Source organism: Lewinella sp. LCG006, assembly GCF_040784935.1.
Taxonomy (GTDB): domain Bacteria; phylum Bacteroidota; class Bacteroidia; order Chitinophagales; family Saprospiraceae; genus Lewinella.
Map to the genome: position 1 here is coordinate 1360401 of NZ_CP160680.1, position 17616 is coordinate 1378016.

Annotated in this window: 16 protein-coding genes; 8 read left to right on the forward strand and 8 right to left on the reverse strand. The window is 49.2% G+C overall.

Annotated elements, in window-relative coordinates; genetic code table 11:
- Nucleotides 1-101: 101 nt before the first annotated feature.
- The 4 genes from AB0L18_RS04765 to AB0L18_RS04780 form a co-directional block, all read right to left on the reverse strand.
- Complete coding sequence (locus AB0L18_RS04765; protein ID WP_367391436.1) at nt 102-1121, reverse strand: NAD-dependent epimerase/dehydratase family protein; 1020 nt, start codon at nt 1119-1121, stop codon at nt 102-104.
- A gap of 227 nt (nt 1122-1348) precedes the next feature.
- On the reverse strand, nt 1349-1594 hold the full coding sequence (locus tag AB0L18_RS04770) for a hypothetical protein (protein ID WP_367391437.1): 246 nt from the start codon (nt 1592-1594) through the stop codon (nt 1349-1351).
- A gap of 327 nt (nt 1595-1921) precedes the next feature.
- Entirely contained in the window at nt 1922-2464 is a 543-nt protein-coding gene (locus AB0L18_RS04775) for a pyridoxamine 5'-phosphate oxidase family protein (RefSeq protein ID WP_367391438.1), read from the reverse strand.
- 116 nt (nt 2465-2580) lie between these two features.
- Complete coding sequence (locus tag AB0L18_RS04780; RefSeq protein ID WP_367391439.1) at nt 2581-3537, reverse strand: methylenetetrahydrofolate reductase; 957 nt, start codon at nt 3535-3537, stop codon at nt 2581-2583.
- A gap of 411 nt (nt 3538-3948) precedes the next feature.
- Between AB0L18_RS04780 and AB0L18_RS04785 the strand changes: the two genes are divergently transcribed.
- The 7 genes from AB0L18_RS04785 (at nt 3949) to AB0L18_RS04815 (ending at nt 10640) form a co-directional block, all read left to right on the forward strand.
- Nucleotides 3949-4902 (forward strand): hypothetical protein, encoded by a 954-nt coding sequence (locus AB0L18_RS04785; RefSeq protein WP_367391440.1) that lies wholly within the window; start codon nt 3949-3951, stop codon nt 4900-4902.
- 346 nt (nt 4903-5248) lie between these two features.
- Entirely contained in the window at nt 5249-5842 is a 594-nt protein-coding gene (locus tag AB0L18_RS04790; protein WP_367391441.1) for a YdeI family protein, read from the forward strand.
- Between the two features lie 54 nt (nt 5843-5896).
- Nucleotides 5897-6595, forward strand: a complete 699-nt coding sequence (locus AB0L18_RS04795) for a CoA transferase subunit A (protein WP_367391442.1) — start codon at nt 5897-5899, stop codon at nt 6593-6595.
- Nucleotides 6596-6762: 167 nt separating this feature from the next.
- On the forward strand, nt 6763-8106 hold the full coding sequence (locus tag AB0L18_RS04800) for an IS4 family transposase (RefSeq protein ID WP_367393132.1): 1344 nt from the start codon (nt 6763-6765) through the stop codon (nt 8104-8106).
- A gap of 118 nt (nt 8107-8224) precedes the next feature.
- Nucleotides 8225-8878, forward strand: coding sequence for a CoA transferase subunit B (locus AB0L18_RS04805; RefSeq protein ID WP_367391443.1), 654 nt, complete (start codon nt 8225-8227; stop codon nt 8876-8878).
- Nucleotides 8879-9147: 269 nt separating this feature from the next.
- Complete coding sequence (lptC, locus tag AB0L18_RS04810; RefSeq protein ID WP_367391444.1) at nt 9148-9693, forward strand: LPS export ABC transporter periplasmic protein LptC; 546 nt, start codon at nt 9148-9150, stop codon at nt 9691-9693.
- A gap of 20 nt (nt 9694-9713) precedes the next feature.
- On the forward strand, nt 9714-10640 hold the full coding sequence (locus AB0L18_RS04815) for a UDP-3-O-(3-hydroxymyristoyl)glucosamine N-acyltransferase (RefSeq protein WP_367391445.1): 927 nt from the start codon (nt 9714-9716) through the stop codon (nt 10638-10640).
- A 108-nt stretch (nt 10641-10748) separates the two neighbouring features.
- On the opposite strand, the gene fdhD is transcribed toward AB0L18_RS04815, so the two are convergent.
- The 4 genes from fdhD to AB0L18_RS04835 form a co-directional block, all read right to left on the reverse strand.
- On the reverse strand, nt 10749-11567 hold the full coding sequence (gene fdhD, locus AB0L18_RS04820; RefSeq protein ID WP_367393133.1) for a formate dehydrogenase accessory sulfurtransferase FdhD: 819 nt from the start codon (nt 11565-11567) through the stop codon (nt 10749-10751).
- Between the two features lie 60 nt (nt 11568-11627).
- On the reverse strand, nt 11628-12515 hold the full coding sequence (locus tag AB0L18_RS04825; RefSeq protein ID WP_367391446.1) for a transposase: 888 nt from the start codon (nt 12513-12515) through the stop codon (nt 11628-11630).
- A complete protein-coding gene (locus AB0L18_RS04830; RefSeq protein ID WP_367389771.1) occupies nt 12512-12934 on the reverse strand; it encodes a transposase in 423 nt (140 codons plus the stop codon). Before AB0L18_RS04830 ends, AB0L18_RS04825 begins: the two co-directional genes overlap by 4 nt.
- A 175-nt stretch (nt 12935-13109) precedes the next feature.
- On the reverse strand, nt 13110-14498 hold the full coding sequence (locus tag AB0L18_RS04835; protein ID WP_367391447.1) for an MBL fold metallo-hydrolase RNA specificity domain-containing protein: 1389 nt from the start codon (nt 14496-14498) through the stop codon (nt 13110-13112).
- 190 nt (nt 14499-14688) lie between these two features.
- Here AB0L18_RS04835 and carB point away from each other — a divergent pair, with 190 nt between their 5' ends.
- A complete protein-coding gene (gene carB / locus AB0L18_RS04840) occupies nt 14689-17505 on the forward strand; it encodes a carbamoyl-phosphate synthase large subunit (RefSeq protein WP_367391448.1) in 2817 nt (938 codons plus the stop codon).
- The last annotated feature ends 111 nt before the right edge of the window (nt 17506-17616 follow it).

Consider the following 17616-nt stretch of genomic DNA (forward strand, 5'->3'; position numbering starts at 1 on the left):
TGGTTTGGCATTAACTTGGGCGGGTTTAGAACTAATTCATCGCTGCGTTTGGCATCGGCTTTGCCAACGTCGGAGTACACGCAAAATTCTGTTTTGCGTATTTATAACCCCAGAACCCCACTCCCTTCCTCCTTCGTTGCCATAAACAAAGCGGCCGTTTCTCCAATGGTGGTTTCAGCATCCCTGTAGGTCATGCCGAGTTGCTCTTCGGAGTGGCGGCTGTCGTAAACGTAGTTTTGGTAGGTGGTCTGTACGGTTTCACGCGTAAGCAAGGGTGTGCCTCCGGTAAAGAGCGTACGGATTTTTTCTGCCTGGGCCAACAATTGAGCGCCCCATCTCGGCAAGGATTTGCGGGGAGGAGCAACGCCGAGCGCAGTAGTCATTTGTGCCAATAACTCCCGGTAGCTGATATTGGTGCCGTTAAGGAGGTAGCGATCGTTTTTCTGGTCGCGCTCTATCACCAATTGAATAGCTTTAGCCACATCCCTTACATCCACAATACCGGTACTGCCTGAAGGATAGTAGGTGGAGCTTTGCTGGGCGTAGGCAAACATTTTCGCCGTCCCTTCCGACCAGTGCCCTGCCCCAAGGATGAGGCTGGGGTAGACGGCCGCTACGGACATGCCTTCTTCCTGTCCGCGCCAAATCTCTAGTTCGGACAGGAATTTACTGCGGGAATAATTGCTCACCAGCGGCCCGTCTTCCCATTTGCTGTTTTCGGATATAGGGTACCCGTGCGCGTTTCGCCCCAGAGCCGCAACGGAACTCACATGCACCAGCCGCCGTACCTTTTGGTAAAGCGCAGCATCCACCAGGTATTGGGTGCCTTTGCGATTGATGGACAGCAGCTTTTCTTTATCGCGGGGAGCAAAAGAAACCAAGGCGGCACAATGAATCACCGTGTCTATACCTTCCAGCGCCGCTTCCAGACTGAAATAGTCCTCCAGCTCAGCTTCGTGCCAGGTGATTTGATCGGCTGCCGCTCCCAGCAAGGTAAACTTACTGCCAGGCCGCCGAAGGGCATGAACCTGGGTGTAGCCCTCCTGCAGGAGCAAACGCGCGGTGTATGATCCGACAAAGCCGGTAGCACCGGTAATTAGAATGGGGGTATGATAATCCAAAGTACTATTCTACTGGTGAGTAGCCCAAAGGTCGTGAATTTCTCTGTACTCTCGGCATTCACCGAATGTCGTAGAGGGATTTATCGTAGAGGGTAGAGGGGAAAAGGAAATACCTTGGTAGTAAGTCATTACCCAAGATCGATTTTTCTCCTTAAAGGTGGGAATTGTTCGCTATCCTTCTACTATCTACCCTAGGGACGCGAAGCTGACCGCATCCTTGTACGGACTTACTCTCCACCCGCACCTGGCTGCGCGGGATCTTCCGGGGCAGGTTGTGGTAGGAGCCCCAAGACGGTACGTAACCTTAGTTGCAAAAGAGAAAAGATGCCCACCAAACTGACCACCCCGTCGCTATCCTGGTCGACCATCTCTTCCAGTCCTTCTCCCAGTTCTGGATAGTCGGCGAGGAGTTCGGCCATGGCGTCCGCTTTTAAGGCGGAAAGTCCAGCGTCTTTATGTTCGTTTGGTTTCATTAGTTGCATGCATTGTTTTACTCTCCAGGAAAGGTAGCTATAGGTTCGCGTTTTTATTAGCCACTAAAGCACAAAACACACGAAAATTACACGAAAGCGATTTTTTAGCAACGCTATAGCGCATCGTAGTCTCCGGACTATCCTGACCTTTTTGGTCGGGATTCTATTTTGCTGGTCTCCTGACCAGCGAGTGGGAGACTCGACATTATAGCTGGTCAGGAGACCAGCGGGATAGTTCGGAAACTAACATGCGCGGTGTTCTTCCCTATCCCTCTACCCTAGGGACGCGAAGCGGACCGCATCCCCTATCAGCTGGCCAGGCGGGCTTTACCCCAATATTCCCGTCGGCTTACCATCAATACTCGTGGTGTTTTTCTCGGCCCAATAAGACTTAGTGCCTTCCGGCCCTTTTTCTTCAAAAGCAGTGACCAAGCGGCTGCGTTGTTCGACAAAGTCATAAAGCGGCACAGCGTAGCCGCAAGAGGTTTGGACGGCCTCAATCTCGACATCAAAAATCTGGCGGGCACCGGCAAGATCTGGAAAGTGAGCGTACAATGCTTCCCAATCCGGATCAGCAGTGTGGATAGTGCGGGCCGTGCCATAGATGCGCAAGATGAGTGGGTTGCCCGCAAAGGCACAAAACATCAGCGTCATGCGATTGACGCCCAGCAAATGGGCAGCCGTTTCGTTGCCACTACCGGTGAGGTTGAGCCAGAGCAGGCGTTGGGGGCTGAGTATTCGAAGACTGTCGAGGCCTTTAGGGGAAAGGTTGACCCTGCCATCCACATCGGCTGTGGCGACGAAAAACATTTGCTGCTCATTGATAAAGTCTTGCAGACTACTGTTGAGCTTCGGGAGTATTTTGGCCATGACATTTTTTAACAAAGTGAAGACTCATGATAATTAGGTACAACTCGGTGGCGTTTGGTGTAGCATTCATTTAGGTGTCTCAAAATCCCTATACCCTCTACTAAATACCTTGTACCTCAATATACCGCTTCCGCAATACGGCGAATAAGGGAAGAGTCACCCATGGTATAATAGTGAAGGCAGGGAACACCTGCGGCTTTCAGTTCTTTGCTTTGTGCAATACACCATTCTACACCTACTTCTTCTCTGGCTTCAGGGGTAGGGGCAGCGTTCATCGCTTTGACCAAATCATCGGGCATATCGATGTGAAACAGGCGCGGTATACTGTTGAGCTGGTATTTTTTGGTCAGCGGCTTAAGGCCTGGAACAATGGGTACGTTGATACCAATGGCGCGGCAGGCGTCGACGTATTCAAAGTATTTTTGGTTGTTGAAAAACATCTGGGTTACGATGTAATTGGCTCCCGCGTCGATTTTGGCTTTGGTGTATTCCAGGTCGAGTTCCAGGTTGGGCGATTCGAAATGCTTTTCGGGGTAACCCGCAATGCCAATGCAAAAATTGGTCGCCGCACCGTTGTCGATATTAGAGTCGAGGTATTTGCCGGCGTTCATGTCTGCTACTTGCTTGACGAGGTCGAGTGCAAATTCGTGGCCGCCTTCTTCGGGAATGAACCTCCCTTCGAATTTGCGCGCATCACCCCGTAGTGCGAGTACATTGTCAACATTGAGGAAGTTGAGATCGATGAGCGCATTTTCTGTATCTTCTGTGGTGAAGCCCCCACAGATCAGATGAGGGACGGCATCTACGCCGTAGCGGTGCATGATAGAGGCACAAATACCCACGGTACCCGGCCGCTTGCGGATAGCTGTTTTTTCGTAATAGCCGCTTTTCCTTTTCTTGTAAATAAACTCCTCCCGATGATAAGTAACATCAATAAAAGGAGGCTTAAATTCCATCAGGGGGTCAAGGGCGGCAAAGATGTCTTGCATACGCCCCCCCTTGAGCGGAGGCAGCACCTCGAAGGAGATCAGCGTTTGATCTTTAGCTTGTTCGAAGTATTCCGTGACTTTCATATCATTTTTTGGGTGTGCGGGCAAAACTACGGATAAATTTGAGGCGGTGCAGTGCCAATTTGTCGGAAGGTAGTCAGCTTTTTGTCAGGAATTACGAAGGGTGAGGTATGCTTTAATGAACAGTGTCATTTTTTTTCAAGGCTCCCTGTCCTTTTTTGTGACGAAGCTCCTTGTCTTACGTCTAAATAAAAGTGCAACTGTTGCGAACATATACAGTGCTTGCAATAGTTTAAGAAAAGGTTAATGTAGTTGTAATTAGGGCAGATATGGAAGCGTTAAAGAAAAAACCTGCGATATTTGTCATGACAAACACAATACAACAGCCCTATCTAACGTAAATGAACCGATTAATATAAATTCATAATAAAGAGTCGATTTCGACTTCCTTTTTTATACAAACCAATTAACAGAATGAAAAACTTTGTGCTAAAGTTAACCGGATTAGGACTAGTAATGGTCGCTTTATTTTTCTCTTCTTGTGGAGATGATCCTATCGTTGTAGATCCACTAGGTCCTGAAATTACCTTTGTTACTGATCCTGGCTTCCTGAGTGCTGACAGCGAAGTAATGTTGGGTGAGTCTTTCTCTGTGAAGGTGCGCCTGAGCAAAGGAGATGCTCAATTGAATACCCTGTCTATCAACGAAGGTAGTGACAAATTGGCTACTTCTCGCTTCACTATCAACAGTGGTGCAGTTACTTCTAATAACCCTCTTTTGATCGTTGGAGCAGACAAAGACGGTGTTACTTACTCTATCGATATTGCACCAAGTGCTACAGCAGCTATTGGTGACTTCATTACTTACTCTTTTATTGTAGCTGATGAAGGTAATGAGACCGACCTGGTTGATATTGTGATCAATATCACTGGTCCTGCTACCACTCCTTTGGATTCTACCATTCCTGGTGTATTGTTCAATCAAGCTGGCCCTGCTGGTACAGGTGGATTGGACTTGGATACGGGTACCGGTACTGGTTCTGCTGCTGCGGAGTCTGAACTCCGTGACTTGGGATTAGATTGTACAATGGCTCCTGGTACTTTGAACTGGTTGCGCAAGATTGGTACGATCAACGGTGCCATTATGGTGCGTGTAGACGCTACCCAGTTGGAGAACTTCACCTTTGACGGTGTAGATAACAAAGAGATTGTAAAGGATGCATACGATACAGGTATTGCCTTAGCTGCGGGTACTTCTACCAACTGTGGTAGTGGCACTACCACTACTGTACAAAACACTGCTGATGTAGCCGTAGGTGATGTGTTCGCTGTGTTTGCTAACAGCAAGTACTACTTGTTCCAGGTAGACGACATCATCGAGAACAACACAGGTAACGATGATAGCTACGAGTTGACCATCAAGTTCTAAGATTAGTCTTAGCTTTTGATAAAGGGATGCAGTCATTATACTGATTCCGGGCAGGGCCGAAAATTTCCAGTGGGAGATTTTCGGCCTTTGCTGTTTAGCGCAGAGCAGAATTTCTGGGGGAGTGCGACACTCTCCGAGGTCGGATAGCTTTTGATACTTTTGGGGCTACCAATATTTGACCTCTGCCGAGGTCAGTTTTCACAGCTCGTTCCTTTTACCTTCCAGAGACAACGTAGTTTGGAGATTAACAAGCGCAATGGTTGCTTTACAAGATTACCAATATTTGTCCTTACCGCAATTTTCTGGAATTTCTCTTATCTTCGAAATTCTCACAACTCCCTCCAATATGCCCGAGATTACCGAAGTTTTTTATCCTCCACATCGCGCTGCCTGGCGCGATTGGCTCCAAGAGCATCACCAGACGAAGACCGAAATATGGCTACAGTTGTTTCGTAAAGACACGGGTAAGCCCTCGCTGTCTTATGACGACCTCGTGGAAGAATGCCTGTGTTTTGGCTGGATCGACGGTGTGGCAAAGAAGCTCGACGAAGAAAGCCGCGTGCAAAGAATTACACCCCGCCGGACGAAAAAGAGTTTCTTGTCGGAGCTGAACCGCCAGCGATTTTGGAAGCTACAGCATCTGGGGTTGATGACGCCTGCAGGCCTGGCACCGGCCATTGTCGACCAGATCGGCAGCCCCGATGATCCTTTTGAAATACCGGAGTGGATAGCCGCTCAGCTTCAAGCAGAGGAACAGGTGTGGGAGAATTTTCAGAACTTTCCTCATTTCTACCAGCGGTTAAAAGTAGGTTGGATAGAAGAACCTGGTTCTTCTCGTAAAGAGGTCTCCCAACAGCGCCTGGATTATCTGATTAAAATGACCGCGCAAGGGAAGCAGTACGGCACCCAGCCTTTGTTAGGGATAATGGACGATATTTAAACGATTGTCCACAAGGATGGTTAACTTTGGGGCTGCCGAATAAAACCAAAAGAAATGAATAAAGTTGTTGCCAATGCACAAGCTGCCATCCGTGGAATAACCGATGGGATGACCATCATGCTGGGAGGCTTTGGCTTGTGTGGAATACCGGAAAACTGTATTGCGGCCCTGGTAGAAGCGGGCATTACCGATCTGACTTGTATCTCGAACAATGCCGGGGTAGATGATTTTGGATTGGGTTTGCTTTTACAGAAAAAGCAGATCAGGAAGATGATCTCCTCTTATGTGGGGGAGAATGATGAATTTGAGCGCCAAATGCTCAGTGGAGAGTTGGAGGTAGACCTCATCCCTCAAGGGTCATTGGCGGCACGTTGCCAGGCGGGCGGTGCGGGTGTCCCCGCGTTTTTTACGCCAGCAGGCTACGGTACGGAAGTAGCGGAAGGCAAAGAAGTACGCTATTTCAACGGCAAACCTCACATTCTGGAGAATGCCCTGACGGCAGACTTCGCCATTGTAAAAGCCTGGAAAGGCGATCGTTTTGGTAACCTGATCTACAAAGGTACGGCGCGTAACTTTAACCCCGTGATGGCCACTGCGGGTAAAATCACCATCGCAGAAGTAGAAGAGTTGGTAGAGCCCGGAGAGCTTGACCCCAACTTTGTGCACACTCCCGGAGTGTTTGTACAGCGTATTTTTCAAGGGGAGCATTACGAGAAGCGAATTGAGCAGCGCACGGTGCGGCAGCGAGGGTAGCTTATTTGCCGCAGAGACGCGGATCTGCCTGCCAGCAAGCTGGCCTACCGTATATACACATCTTCTCTTAATTTTGCATATTAAAGAATACATGTCAAAAAAGTGAGCAAATGGGGTTATTTCTTGACAAGCGACTAGATGTTCGCTATGTTGGGCTGTTAGTGGCTATGTCATCGAGGCAGAGCGTTATTTTGCGTCAGTGTGCAAAGAATCGCAGCGAGGAGGTTGCTTTTGGCCGGTTTGTTAATAATCCATCTGTCACACCATCGCTTATGATACAATCAGCCTGTGAACGCACTGCCGCCCAGAGTAAAGGGCGGGATGTATTAATGATTTGTGATACCTCTACCGTTGGGTTCGGTATCAATAGTAAAGCCAAAGGCTTATCGGAGATCGGCGATGGCCGGGGTCAAGGCTTTTTTTTGCATCCGGTAATCAGCATGGATGCTCATACCCATCATTGCTTAGGCTTAGCCTCTGCTCAATTATATGATCGTAAACAGTACGCTGTTGATAAAGCTCAGCGGAGACGAGATCGTAATAGAGAAAAGCTAGAAGAAAAAGAGTCTTATCGCTGGTACGAAGAAATAGAAAAGGCGGTAAGCTACAATCAGGGAGCCAAGAGTCAAACAGTAGTAGCAGACCGAGAAGCTGATATCTATGAGTTATTGGTCTTACTTACAGCACTGGGGGTAGACTTTGTTATTCGTAGTTCTCAAAACCGCAAGCTAAAGGAGGTTGATCACAATAAACTACAACAGGCGCTGGATGCTCAACCTCTACAAGGACAATATTCAATAGCCTTGCCAGCGACCGATAAGCGTACGGCTCATACGGCGGAGTTAGAAGTTAAATGGGTTACAATTGATTTAGCGCGTCCACGTTCTGGTACGGGGACAAAACACCTCGTAGACCGACAAAAAGTAACGGTTATTGAAGTACGTGAAAAGCCAGCTAGCGTGGTAGGTAAGGAAAAGCCTATCTATTGGCGATTACTCACTTCGCACAGCATCCAGAGTATGGATGACGCTTTACGTATAATCGGCTATTATGTACAGCGCTGGGTGATCGAGCAAGTCTTTCGGACATTGAAAAAGAAAGGAATGGACGTTCAATCGGCACAAGTATCAAATGCAGCTGCACTCAAGAACCTTACGGTACTGGCGCTGATCAGTTCTATAAGAGTGATGCAGCTAGTTCAAGCTCGCGATGAACCTCAAGACTTAGGTATTGAGGCTGGGTTTGAGCCCAAAGTAATCAAAGTCATTGAGCGAATCAATCCTCAACTAGAAGGTAATACCGAGAAATTGAAAAATCCTTATCCGCCTAATTCTTTATCCTTCGCAGCATGGGTCGTTGCTAGGCTCGGAGGATGGTCAGGCTACGCTTCTCAACGCCCTGCTGGGCCAATAACGATGTGGAACGGCCTACGACGGCTCAACGAATTTGTGCAGGCAATGGACATGCTAAACCTACATTCGGAATTTGAAGGAGATGTGTATATACGGTAGCAAGCTGGCCTTGCAGGCTAAGAAAACTCCGCGCCCTGTCTGCTGTCAGGCAGGCTCCGCAGCTAGAAAAAAATAAGTGTGTTGAGTCTCTATTAGAGAAGTTTAAAAAAAGAAGTCGATGTTAGATAAAACAGGAATTGCAAAACGCATTGCGCAGGAACTACGGGATGGTTGGTACGTGAATCTGGGGATCGGTATACCGACCTTGATTGCGAACTACGTGCCCGAAGGCCTGAATGTGGTTTTTCAATCTGAGAACGGGATCATGGGCATGGGGCCTTTTCCTTACGAAGGAGAAGAGGATGCCGATATGATCAACGCCGGCAAGCAGACGATCACCGCGCTGCCCGGAGCAGCGATCTTTGATTCGGCCACCAGCTTTGCGATGATTCGCGGGCAGCACATTCAGCTCACGGTGCTGGGCGCGATGGAAGTGGCCGACAACGGCGATATCGCCAACTGGAAGATACCAGGAAAGATGGTGAAAGGAATGGGAGGTGCGATGGATTTGGTGGCTTCCGCCGAAAACATCATCGTAGCCATGATGCATACCAATCGGAAAGGGGAATCGAAGCTGCTTCGCCAATGCACTTTGCCACTGACTGGGGTACAATGTGTAAAAAAAATAGTGACCGACCTGGCCGTATTGGACGTGACGCCAAATGGCTTTAAACTCATAGAACGTGCACCAGGAGTATCGGTAGAAGAGATCAAAGCAGCTACCGAAGGCCGTTTGATCATTGAAGGCGAAGTGCCGGAAATGGTTTTATAGGATGAGGAATATCCTTGGTGTATTGCCTGAGTGGGATTTTTATACGGGGATATTCCTCATCGTACTTGGTACTTAGTACTGGGTATTAGGATTTTGTTAGCCCATTGGTCTAACTGATCTAAGTACCCTGTACCAAGTACCATCCACCTCGCATGCGCTAAGGATGGTAACAGGCCCCGCAGGGGAGACCCGGTGCAGCCGGGGCCGAACGAAGAGAGCTGTGGACAGCCTGACCCCAGCGGGGGAGCGCCCAAAAAACAAAACAAGAAATGAAAAGGCTACTATTGCTGTGTACATTGTTGGGAATAGGGCTACTGGCCTGTGAAAACGACCTGGCTGAAGTAGACGACTTGCAGCAGCTACTGGATGTGAAAGTGGAACGCGTGGAAGGTGTGGAGATACTGTACAGCGATTCGGCGCAGGTGAAGGTGCGGATAACGGGGCCAGTGATGCTGAATAACCTGGATCGTACGGAACCCTACCAGGAGTTTGTGGAAGGGATACTGGTAGAGTTTTTTGGGGAAGAAGAGAAGGTGACCAGTACGATGGTGGCCAAATATGCGATACGCTACGACCGCCGTGGAGAAGTGATTGTGCGGGACAGTGTGGTGTGGCAAAGTATAGACAGACAGAAGCTGGAGACGGAAGAACTGATCTGGCGAGAAAAGGAGGAAGAGGTGTTTACGAAGAAATTTGCGCGAATAACTACTGCCAGGGAGATCATAGAAGGCTATGGATTCAGAGCGAACCAGGATTTTTCGAATGCTAAAATCCAGCAGGTAGAAGGTATCATATCCGTAGATGAACAGCAGTAAAAAATAAAAATATTCTATTTATGAAGTTTCCATTACCGCTGCCCGTTGGAGAATTGGCGGAGCAGATAGGTGCGAAATTGTTGGGTGATCCGGACTTGCTGGCAACCGGGATCAACGAAGTACACCACGTAGAAGCTGGGGATATTACTTTTGTGGACGTGGAGAAATACTACGCCAAAGCCCTGGGCTCGGCAGCGACGATCATCCTGATTAACAAAGCTGCTGAAGTACCTGAAGGGAAGGCGTTGCTAGTGGTTGAGGATCCGTTTACAACGTACAACAATCTGGTGTGGCGTTATCGCCCCTGGCAACCGCTACAGCGGAATATAGCAACCAGTGCGCTGATTGGAGAAGGCACCACGATAGAGCCGGGGGCTGTAATAGGCGACCATGTGGTGATAGGTAAAAATTGCTATATCCAGGCCAATGCTTATATCGGTGACCACTCGGTAATGGGGGATGAAGTAATTGTGCAAGCGGGTGCGGTGATTGGGAGCGATGCTTTTTATTTCAAGAAGACGTCGGCTGGATTCCACAAATGGCGCTCTGGTGGGCGGGTGGTACTGGAAGACCGGGTGGATATTGGCGCCAATTGCACCATCAACCGGGGTGTATCGAGCGACACGATCATTGGTGCGGGCAGCAAGCTCGATTGTCAGGTGCAGATTGGGCACGATACCAAAGTTGGGAAGAAGTGTCTGTTTGCTGCGCAAGTGGGCATAGCAGGCAACTGTACCATTGGCAACGAAGTGGTGATCTACGGTCAGGCGGGGGTTGCCCAGAATATTACCATCGGTGACAAGGCCATGATCTCGGCGAAAGCCGGCGTGAGTAAAGATCTGGAAGGAGGGAAAGCCTATTTCGGGATTCCGGCACAGGAGGCACGCGATGCCTACCGCGAACTGGCAGCCTTGAGGCAATTGCCCGATTTTTTGCGGAAGAAATAAACGCTTTATCGATTCTTTTCGAAGGGAAAGCTCTAAACCAAAAGACTGGTCTTTAAGACGATCTATCTTGCAAGACCAAGATCGCCAATGTACTCCGAGGTCAGTACCCTACATGGTGCTGTGCCCCATCACCCTCTCCGGATACGTATACACATTGAGTCGATCTCTGCGGAGGAAGCCGATCAGGGTCATGCCTGTCTCTTCGGCCAGTTGGATGGCTAGGGAGGAGGGCGCGCCGATGGCCGCTAAGATGGGAGTACCTGCCGTAGCCGCCTTTTGTACCAATTCGTAACTGATACGGCCACTGAGCAAGACGAGCTTGTCGCGCCAAGGGAATTGTGCCTGGAGCATGCTGTTGCCGATAAGTTTGTCGAGCGCATTGTGGCGGCCTACATCTTCTTGTAAGAAGAGGAGTTGGCCGTAGCTATCGAAGAGGGCGGCAGCGTGGATACCACCCGTTTGGCTAAATAAATGTTGCTGTTGGGTAAGTGCTTGTGGCAGCTGGGTGAGGACCTCTGGCGAGACGATGGGTTGGCCAGGGATTGGGAAGTGGTAAAGGGTGCGTTCAAGTTGTTCAAGGTCAGTTTTGCCGCAAAGGCCACAACTGGAATTGGTATACCCGAAGCGGTGGTAGTTGGCGGGCTGGAAATCTACCTGGGCTGCTAGCGTTACGAGAGCTTCAGAAGGGCTGATCAGTTTGATGGCTGCGATGTCGCTGGCCCGCTGAATGATGCCTTCGGTGAAGAGGTAGCCGTAGATGAGGGCTTCGTCGTTGCCTGGGGAGCGCATGGTGATAGCGAGATCGATGGTTTCGTCTTGCTGCGCATCATAGATACCGATACTTAAGGGCCATTCAGGAGTGATGGCATCGTCGGGGAGGCTGCGCCACTGCCCGTTTTCCCAGCGGAGGGTGGTTTTTGATTTCAGATTTCAGATTTTTGGTTTGGTTGTGTGTGTGCCTAAAATAGGTTGACAAAATTGGGTGAATTAAGCATCGAAATCTAATTCAAGTTGAAAAGGGTTATCTACATTTTGTTGGTAAACGAACAGCTTGAATGTAGGCACTGATTCTCCCTTATGAAGTTCTTTGACATGAGTTTCAAACTCAATGGGGGTCATTTCCAAGCTGCGATGCCTACGGTTATTGTAGTTGTTAACGGCTTGTTCCATGCGTAAATACAACTGGTCTTCTGTTCTGATATTCCAGCGGTGCAGGTAGTCGTTTTTGATGGTTCCGTTGGCACGTTCGATGTGTGCATTTTCTAACACCTCGGCGCACATGCTTATGCGGATGCCATAGTTGTACAGTAATTCCGTATAGTCGTCGCTGATGTACTGGCTTCCACGGTCGGAGTGATGGATAAGTTGCTGCCCATAGTTTTCCACACCCCGGAGGGTAAAAGCTCTGTTGAGGGCTGCGATGTTATTCTCTACCCTCATATTGTCGGCCATTGACCAACCTATGAGACGACGGGAGTATACGTCCATTATCAACACGCCGTAGTAGTGCCTACCCTGCAGCGGAAAGTAAAAGATATCACTCGTCCACAACTGGTTTACACCTGTCAACCACTTATCCACCAATAGGTTGGGATAGTGGCGACGTTTGCTCGCCCGCGTCGTTATCTGCGGGTTTTCCGCAGCTCGCAGCCGATAGCCTTCCCTGATACCCAAGGCGATGAACGCATCCCGCCCGATGCCCTCCGGGGCAAACTGGTCGTACATCGTCCGCAGCCCCATCCCCGGGTGAATCTCTCTTATTTCCGACATCAAGCCCACGTAGCACGGCTCTTTGGCCTGCTCCTCGGACTGCCGCTTCAACGCCCGATGATGCCCTTGTCGGGAGATACCCGCTATCCCATATAAAGCATTCATTGTCCCTGCTTTTTGGGCTCTTCCTCGGCGGAATCGTTCCAACGCGGTGGTCCGTACTTTTTTTTTATGTCGTACCCTAACTCCTCACTGGCAACCGTCAAACAGCTTTGAAGGTAGTCTATCTCCAGTTGCTTCTGACCCACCGACCGCTCTAGCTCGGCCACCCGCTGCAACAATAGCTGCGTCTTGAACTGCTCGCTATCCATTTGTATGACTGTTTTTACCCCTTTTTCCGCCTCGGAGTACAAATATAGCCAATTGTACACCGATGTTCGGCTAATACTATACAGCTCGCATAAGTCTTTTATTTGGACTACCCCCGCTTTAAGGTCTCGCACTTTTGATTGCTTGAACGCCTTGCTGAAGGTGCGGTTGTACTTGCCTTCAGTTTGAAACTTTTTGTCTGGTTCTTTTGCCATTTTTGGTTGATTTTTTTTGTCAACCTATTTTAGGCACACACATTGCGGTTTTTGAACCACATAAGGCACTTAAGGGCACTTGAGGTTTTTCTTTTATAACACAAGAGGGTGCCGGGTATGAAAATACTTCCGACTTCCGATTTCCCACTTCCGACTTCCAATCTACAGGGGCAGGTTACAAATCGTACTCCTGGCCTAATTCTGGGATCTGCACGTCTTTGAAACCAACATCACTCAGTAAACCAGCGAGGCTTTCTTGCGGTTCGATGGTGCCGTGGACAAGGAATAATTTTTTGACGTGCTGCTCCTGTCCGCGTAAGAATTCGCGGATTTCATTGCGATCAGCGTGCGCACTGAAGGAATCCATCTGCTCTACATGGGCAAGGACTTGCTTGTACTGGCCAAAAAGCTTGAGCCCGGTGGCACCATTGCGGATTTTGCCGCCGGGGGTTTGTGGTGAAGCATAGCCTACGAGGAGCAGTGTATTGCGAGGGTCTTCGATCATGTTGAACAAGTGGTGCTTGGAGCGGCCAGCGTTCATCATGCCCGAGGCACTGATGATGATACAAGGTTCTTTCATGCCGTTGATGGCTTTTGACGCTTCAACTTTTTTGATGTATTGCAATCCGTTGAATCCAAAGGGATTGTCGTCCATGAGGAGGTATTTCTCCAGGTCTTCGTCGTAGCACTCAGGATGGGAGCCAAAGATGGTGGTGGCATTTACAGCGAGTGGACTGTCGACAAAAACGGGGATTTTAGGGAGCTTACCCTGGTTTTCAAGCTGATCCAGTATGTAGACGATCTCCTGGGTGCGGCCAACACTGAAAGCAGGGATGAGCAGCTTGCCTTTGCGTTCTACGCAGGCTTCTTGAATGATGCGTAGGAATTTTTCCAGCTCTTTGGGCTTTTCATCGTGGAGACGATCGCCGTAAGTCGATTCGCAGATCAAGTAATCCACGGCGGGCATCTTTTGTGGGTCGCGCAGGATTGGGCGATCAGGGCGGCCGATGTCACCAGTGAAGCCAAAATGAATGGTTCGGTTGCTTTCGTGGATACGTAGGGTCACGCTGGCACTTCCCAGGATGTGGCCGGCATCGCGGTACTGCAACATTACATTGTCGCGAACATTGACCCACTTGTCATAGGGGCAACCCGTGAAGAGTTGCATGGTTTGGTGCACATCTTCGGAGTTGTACAGTGGCTCTCTTTTGTTGTCGGGGTTGCGCTTGTTGTAGTAGTCGGCATCGCGCTCCTGGATCATGGCACTGTCCATAAGCATGATGGAACACAGGCTGCGCGTAGCGTGGGTAGCAAAAATACTGCCTCTGAAACCATCTTTCACCAGTTTTGGCACTCGGCCGGTATGATCGATATGGGCGTGAGAAAGGATGAGGCAGTCAATTTTGGCAGGATCAAAAAGGAAGGTTTCATTAAAATCCTTCATCTCTTTGTCATTGCCCTGATAGAGGCCACAATCCAGTAAGATGGTATAACCATCTTCAAGCGTGAGTAAATGAGCGCTTCCCGTAACTTCCTGAGCGGCCCCGCAAAATTTGACTTTCATGTACGTGTATTGTTTAAATGCTATTCCCAAGGACCAATATACAAGATTATTTTGGAGATATTTTCGGTCACAGTATTACTATTAAAGCAACAGTCCCTATCTTTGCCCGCAATTTGTGCCGAACCTATGTTTCCTATCCAGCACCTTCCTTAATTTTTTCGGATAGCAAACGCCGCAAAATTGCAAAACCATGCCAAAAGATCAGTCTATTCGTTCCGTTCTCATCATTGGGAGTGGTCCTATTATTATTGGTCAAGCTTGTGAGTTTGATTATTCTGGAACCCAAGCTTCCCGTTCGCTACGCGAGGAGGGTATTGAGGTTACCCTGATCAATAGTAACCCCGCTACTATTATGACCGACCCGGTGACGGCGGATAATATCTATTTATTACCGCTCACGGTAGAAAGCCTTGAGCATATTCTGCGGGAACGCCATATCGATGCCGTATTGCCGACGATGGGTGGGCAGACTGCCCTGAATCTGGCTATCGAAGCAGGAAAGGTAGGCCTATGGGATAAGTACAACGTAAAGTTGATCGGTGTAGACCTGGAAGCCATTGAGTTGGCAGAGAACCGGGAGGCTTTTCGCCAGCACATGATAGATATAGGCCTGGGGGTAGCTCCTTCATTTATTGCCAACTCCTTTTTGGAAGGGAAAGAAGCAGCTCAGAAAATTGGCTACCCTTTAGTAATTCGCCCTTCGTATACGCTGGGTGGAACGGGTGGTGGTTTTGTGCACACGGCTGATGAATTTGACGCCAAACTGCGCCACGGTCTGAACATGAGCCCCACACACGAAGTGTTGGTAGAAAAAGCCGTTTTGGGCTGGAAAGAATTTGAATTGGAGCTTTTGCGGGATGCTGCTGATAATGTGGTTATCATCTGTACCGTAGAGAACCTGGATCCGATGGGGATTCACACCGGCGACTCCATTACGGTTGCTCCAGCGATGACCTTGTCTGACACTGCTTACCAAGAAATGCGGGATCAGGCGATTAAGGCGATGCGTTCTTTAGGGAATTTTGCGGGAGGGTGTAACATCCAGTTTTCCCAAAACCCCGAAACGGAGGAGCTGATTGTCATCGAAATCAACCCACGGGTGAGTCGTTCTTCGGCTTTAGCCAGTAAGGCTACCGGATATCCGATTGCTAAAATAGCGGCAAAACTAGCCATTGGCTACACGCTGGATGAGCTGAAAAACCAGATTACCAAAACCACTTCTGCTTATTTCGAGCCTACCCTGGATTACGTTATCGTGAAGATGCCCCGCTGGAACTTTGCGAAGTTTCCGGGAGCTGACCATGAGTTGGGGCTACAGATGAAATCGGTGGGTGAAGTGATGGGTATTGGTCGCAACTTTTTGGAAGCACTGCAAAAGGCTTGTCAGAGCCTTGAGCAAGGACGGGCTGGCCTGGGAGCTGATAAAAAAGAATGGATCCGTACGGAAGATATCCTTGCCCGCTTGGAGAAGGTAAGTGATGATAGAATTTTCCGCTTGAAAGACGCTATGCGCCTGGGAGTACCCAGCAAAACTATACACAAACTCACCAAGATTGACCCCTGGTTCCTCCAGCAAATCAAACGCTTGGTGGAGATGGAAGAGCGACTGATGCGCTTTAATGTAGCGGAAGACCTCCCGGAGAGCTTCATGCGGGAACTCAAAGAGGTAGGTTACTCCGATGCTCAGATCGCCTGGGTACTTCGGGTAGACGAAGAACAGGTAACCCGGCACCGTAAAACGCTGGGTGTACGGCGCACGTACAAAATGGTAGATACCTGTGCGGCAGAATTTGAAGCACAGACGCCCTACTTCTACAGCACCTTCGACGGGGAGAACGAAAGTATCCCCAGTGATAAAAAGAAAATTATCGTACTGGGTTCTGGCCCCAACCGGATTGGGCAGGGCATCGAGTTTGATTACTGCTGTGTACACGGTCTGATGGCGATCAAAGAAGCTGGTTTCGAGGCCATTATGGTAAACTGTAACCCTGAGACCGTATCTACCGACTTTGATGTAGCAGACAAACTCTACTTTGAGCCCGTCTACTGGGAGCACCTGGAAGAAATCATTGAACTGGAAGAACCCGAAGGCGTCATCGTTCAGTTGGGTGGACAAACGGCCCTGAAGCTGGCCGAAACTCTGCACCGCAAAGGCATCAAGATCATTGGTACCGATTTTACCAGCATGGACCTGGCCGAAGACCGGGGAGCTTTCTCGGATCTGCTGAAAGAACTGGAAATCCCTTATCCTGATTACGGCGTAGCTGATGATGCCGACCAGGCACTGGCCGTGGCCAATGAGGTAGGTTATCCTGTATTGGTTCGCCCGAGCTACGTTTTGGGCGGGCAAGATATGCGGATTGTGATCAATGATGAAGAATTGGAGCGCCACGTGCTGCATATCTTCAAGCACATGCCGGAAAATCGGGTACTGGTAGATCACTTCCTGGACCGGGCGAAAGAAGCAGAAGTAGATGCGATCTGTGACGGCGACGAAGTGCACGTCATGGGCATCATGGAGCACATTGAGCCCGCTGGGGTTCATTCTGGCGATTCGGCGGCCGTGCTACCTACTTACAGCCTTTCGGTAGAGGTGGTGAACAAGATGGTTGAAATCACGGAGCAGTTGGCCAAGGCCCTCAATACCCGTGGTTTGATCAATATTCAGTTTGCCATCAAAGACGAAAAAGTTTACGTGATTGAGGCCAACCCTCGAGCTTCACGGACGACGCCCTTTATTGCCAAAGCCTATCAGGTACCTTACCTGAAAATTGCGACGGAAGTGATGCTGGGCGTGAAAAAACTCAAAGATTACCACATCCACGCACGGCCTAGCGGGTTTGCGATCAAGGTGCCCGTCTTTAGTTTTGACAAATTCCCTAACGTCGATAAGCAACTCGGACCAGAGATGAAATCTACCGGGGAGGCCATTCACTTTATCAAAGACCTGACCGATCCGTTTTTCCGGGAGCTGGATCGCCAACGTTATATGTACCTGACGCGGTAAGTAATTTGACGGAAATAAATTAAACAACTTTCTCTGGGGATTTTTGAAATTTTTCACACAACTTTCTTTCAGTCAGTTGTTTAGAAAATTTTCAAAAATCGAAAGCTGTTT

Bases quoted from the DNA above. Each gene is read 5' to 3' on its own strand.
- AB0L18_RS04770 (WP_367391437.1), bottom strand. From the start codon at position 1,594: ATGAAACCAAACGAACATAAAGACGCTGGACTTTCCGCCTTAAAAGCG.
- AB0L18_RS04775 (WP_367391438.1), bottom strand. From the start codon at position 2,464: ATGGCCAAAATACTCCCGAAGCTCAACAGTAGTCTGCAAGACTTTATC.
- AB0L18_RS04780 (WP_367391439.1), bottom strand. From the start codon at position 3,537: ATGAAAGTCACGGAATACTTCGAACAAGCTAAAGATCAAACGCTGATC.
- AB0L18_RS04785 (WP_367391440.1), top strand. From the start codon at position 3,949: ATGAAAAACTTTGTGCTAAAGTTAACCGGATTAGGACTAGTAATGGTC.
- AB0L18_RS04790 (WP_367391441.1), top strand. From the start codon at position 5,249: ATGCCCGAGATTACCGAAGTTTTTTATCCTCCACATCGCGCTGCCTGG.
- AB0L18_RS04795 (WP_367391442.1), top strand. From the start codon at position 5,897: ATGAATAAAGTTGTTGCCAATGCACAAGCTGCCATCCGTGGAATAACC.
- AB0L18_RS04800 (WP_367393132.1), top strand. From the start codon at position 6,763: ATGTCATCGAGGCAGAGCGTTATTTTGCGTCAGTGTGCAAAGAATCGC.
- AB0L18_RS04805 (WP_367391443.1), top strand. From the start codon at position 8,225: ATGTTAGATAAAACAGGAATTGCAAAACGCATTGCGCAGGAACTACGG.
- lptC (WP_367391444.1), top strand. From the start codon at position 9,148: ATGAAAAGGCTACTATTGCTGTGTACATTGTTGGGAATAGGGCTACTG.
- AB0L18_RS04815 (WP_367391445.1), top strand. From the start codon at position 9,714: ATGAAGTTTCCATTACCGCTGCCCGTTGGAGAATTGGCGGAGCAGATA.
- AB0L18_RS04825 (WP_367391446.1), bottom strand. From the start codon at position 12,515: ATGAATGCTTTATATGGGATAGCGGGTATCTCCCGACAAGGGCATCAT.
- AB0L18_RS04830 (WP_367389771.1), bottom strand. From the start codon at position 12,934: ATGGCAAAAGAACCAGACAAAAAGTTTCAAACTGAAGGCAAGTACAAC.
- AB0L18_RS04835 (WP_367391447.1), bottom strand. From the start codon at position 14,498: ATGAAAGTCAAATTTTGCGGGGCCGCTCAGGAAGTTACGGGAAGCGCT.
- carB (WP_367391448.1), top strand. From the start codon at position 14,689: ATGCCAAAAGATCAGTCTATTCGTTCCGTTCTCATCATTGGGAGTGGT.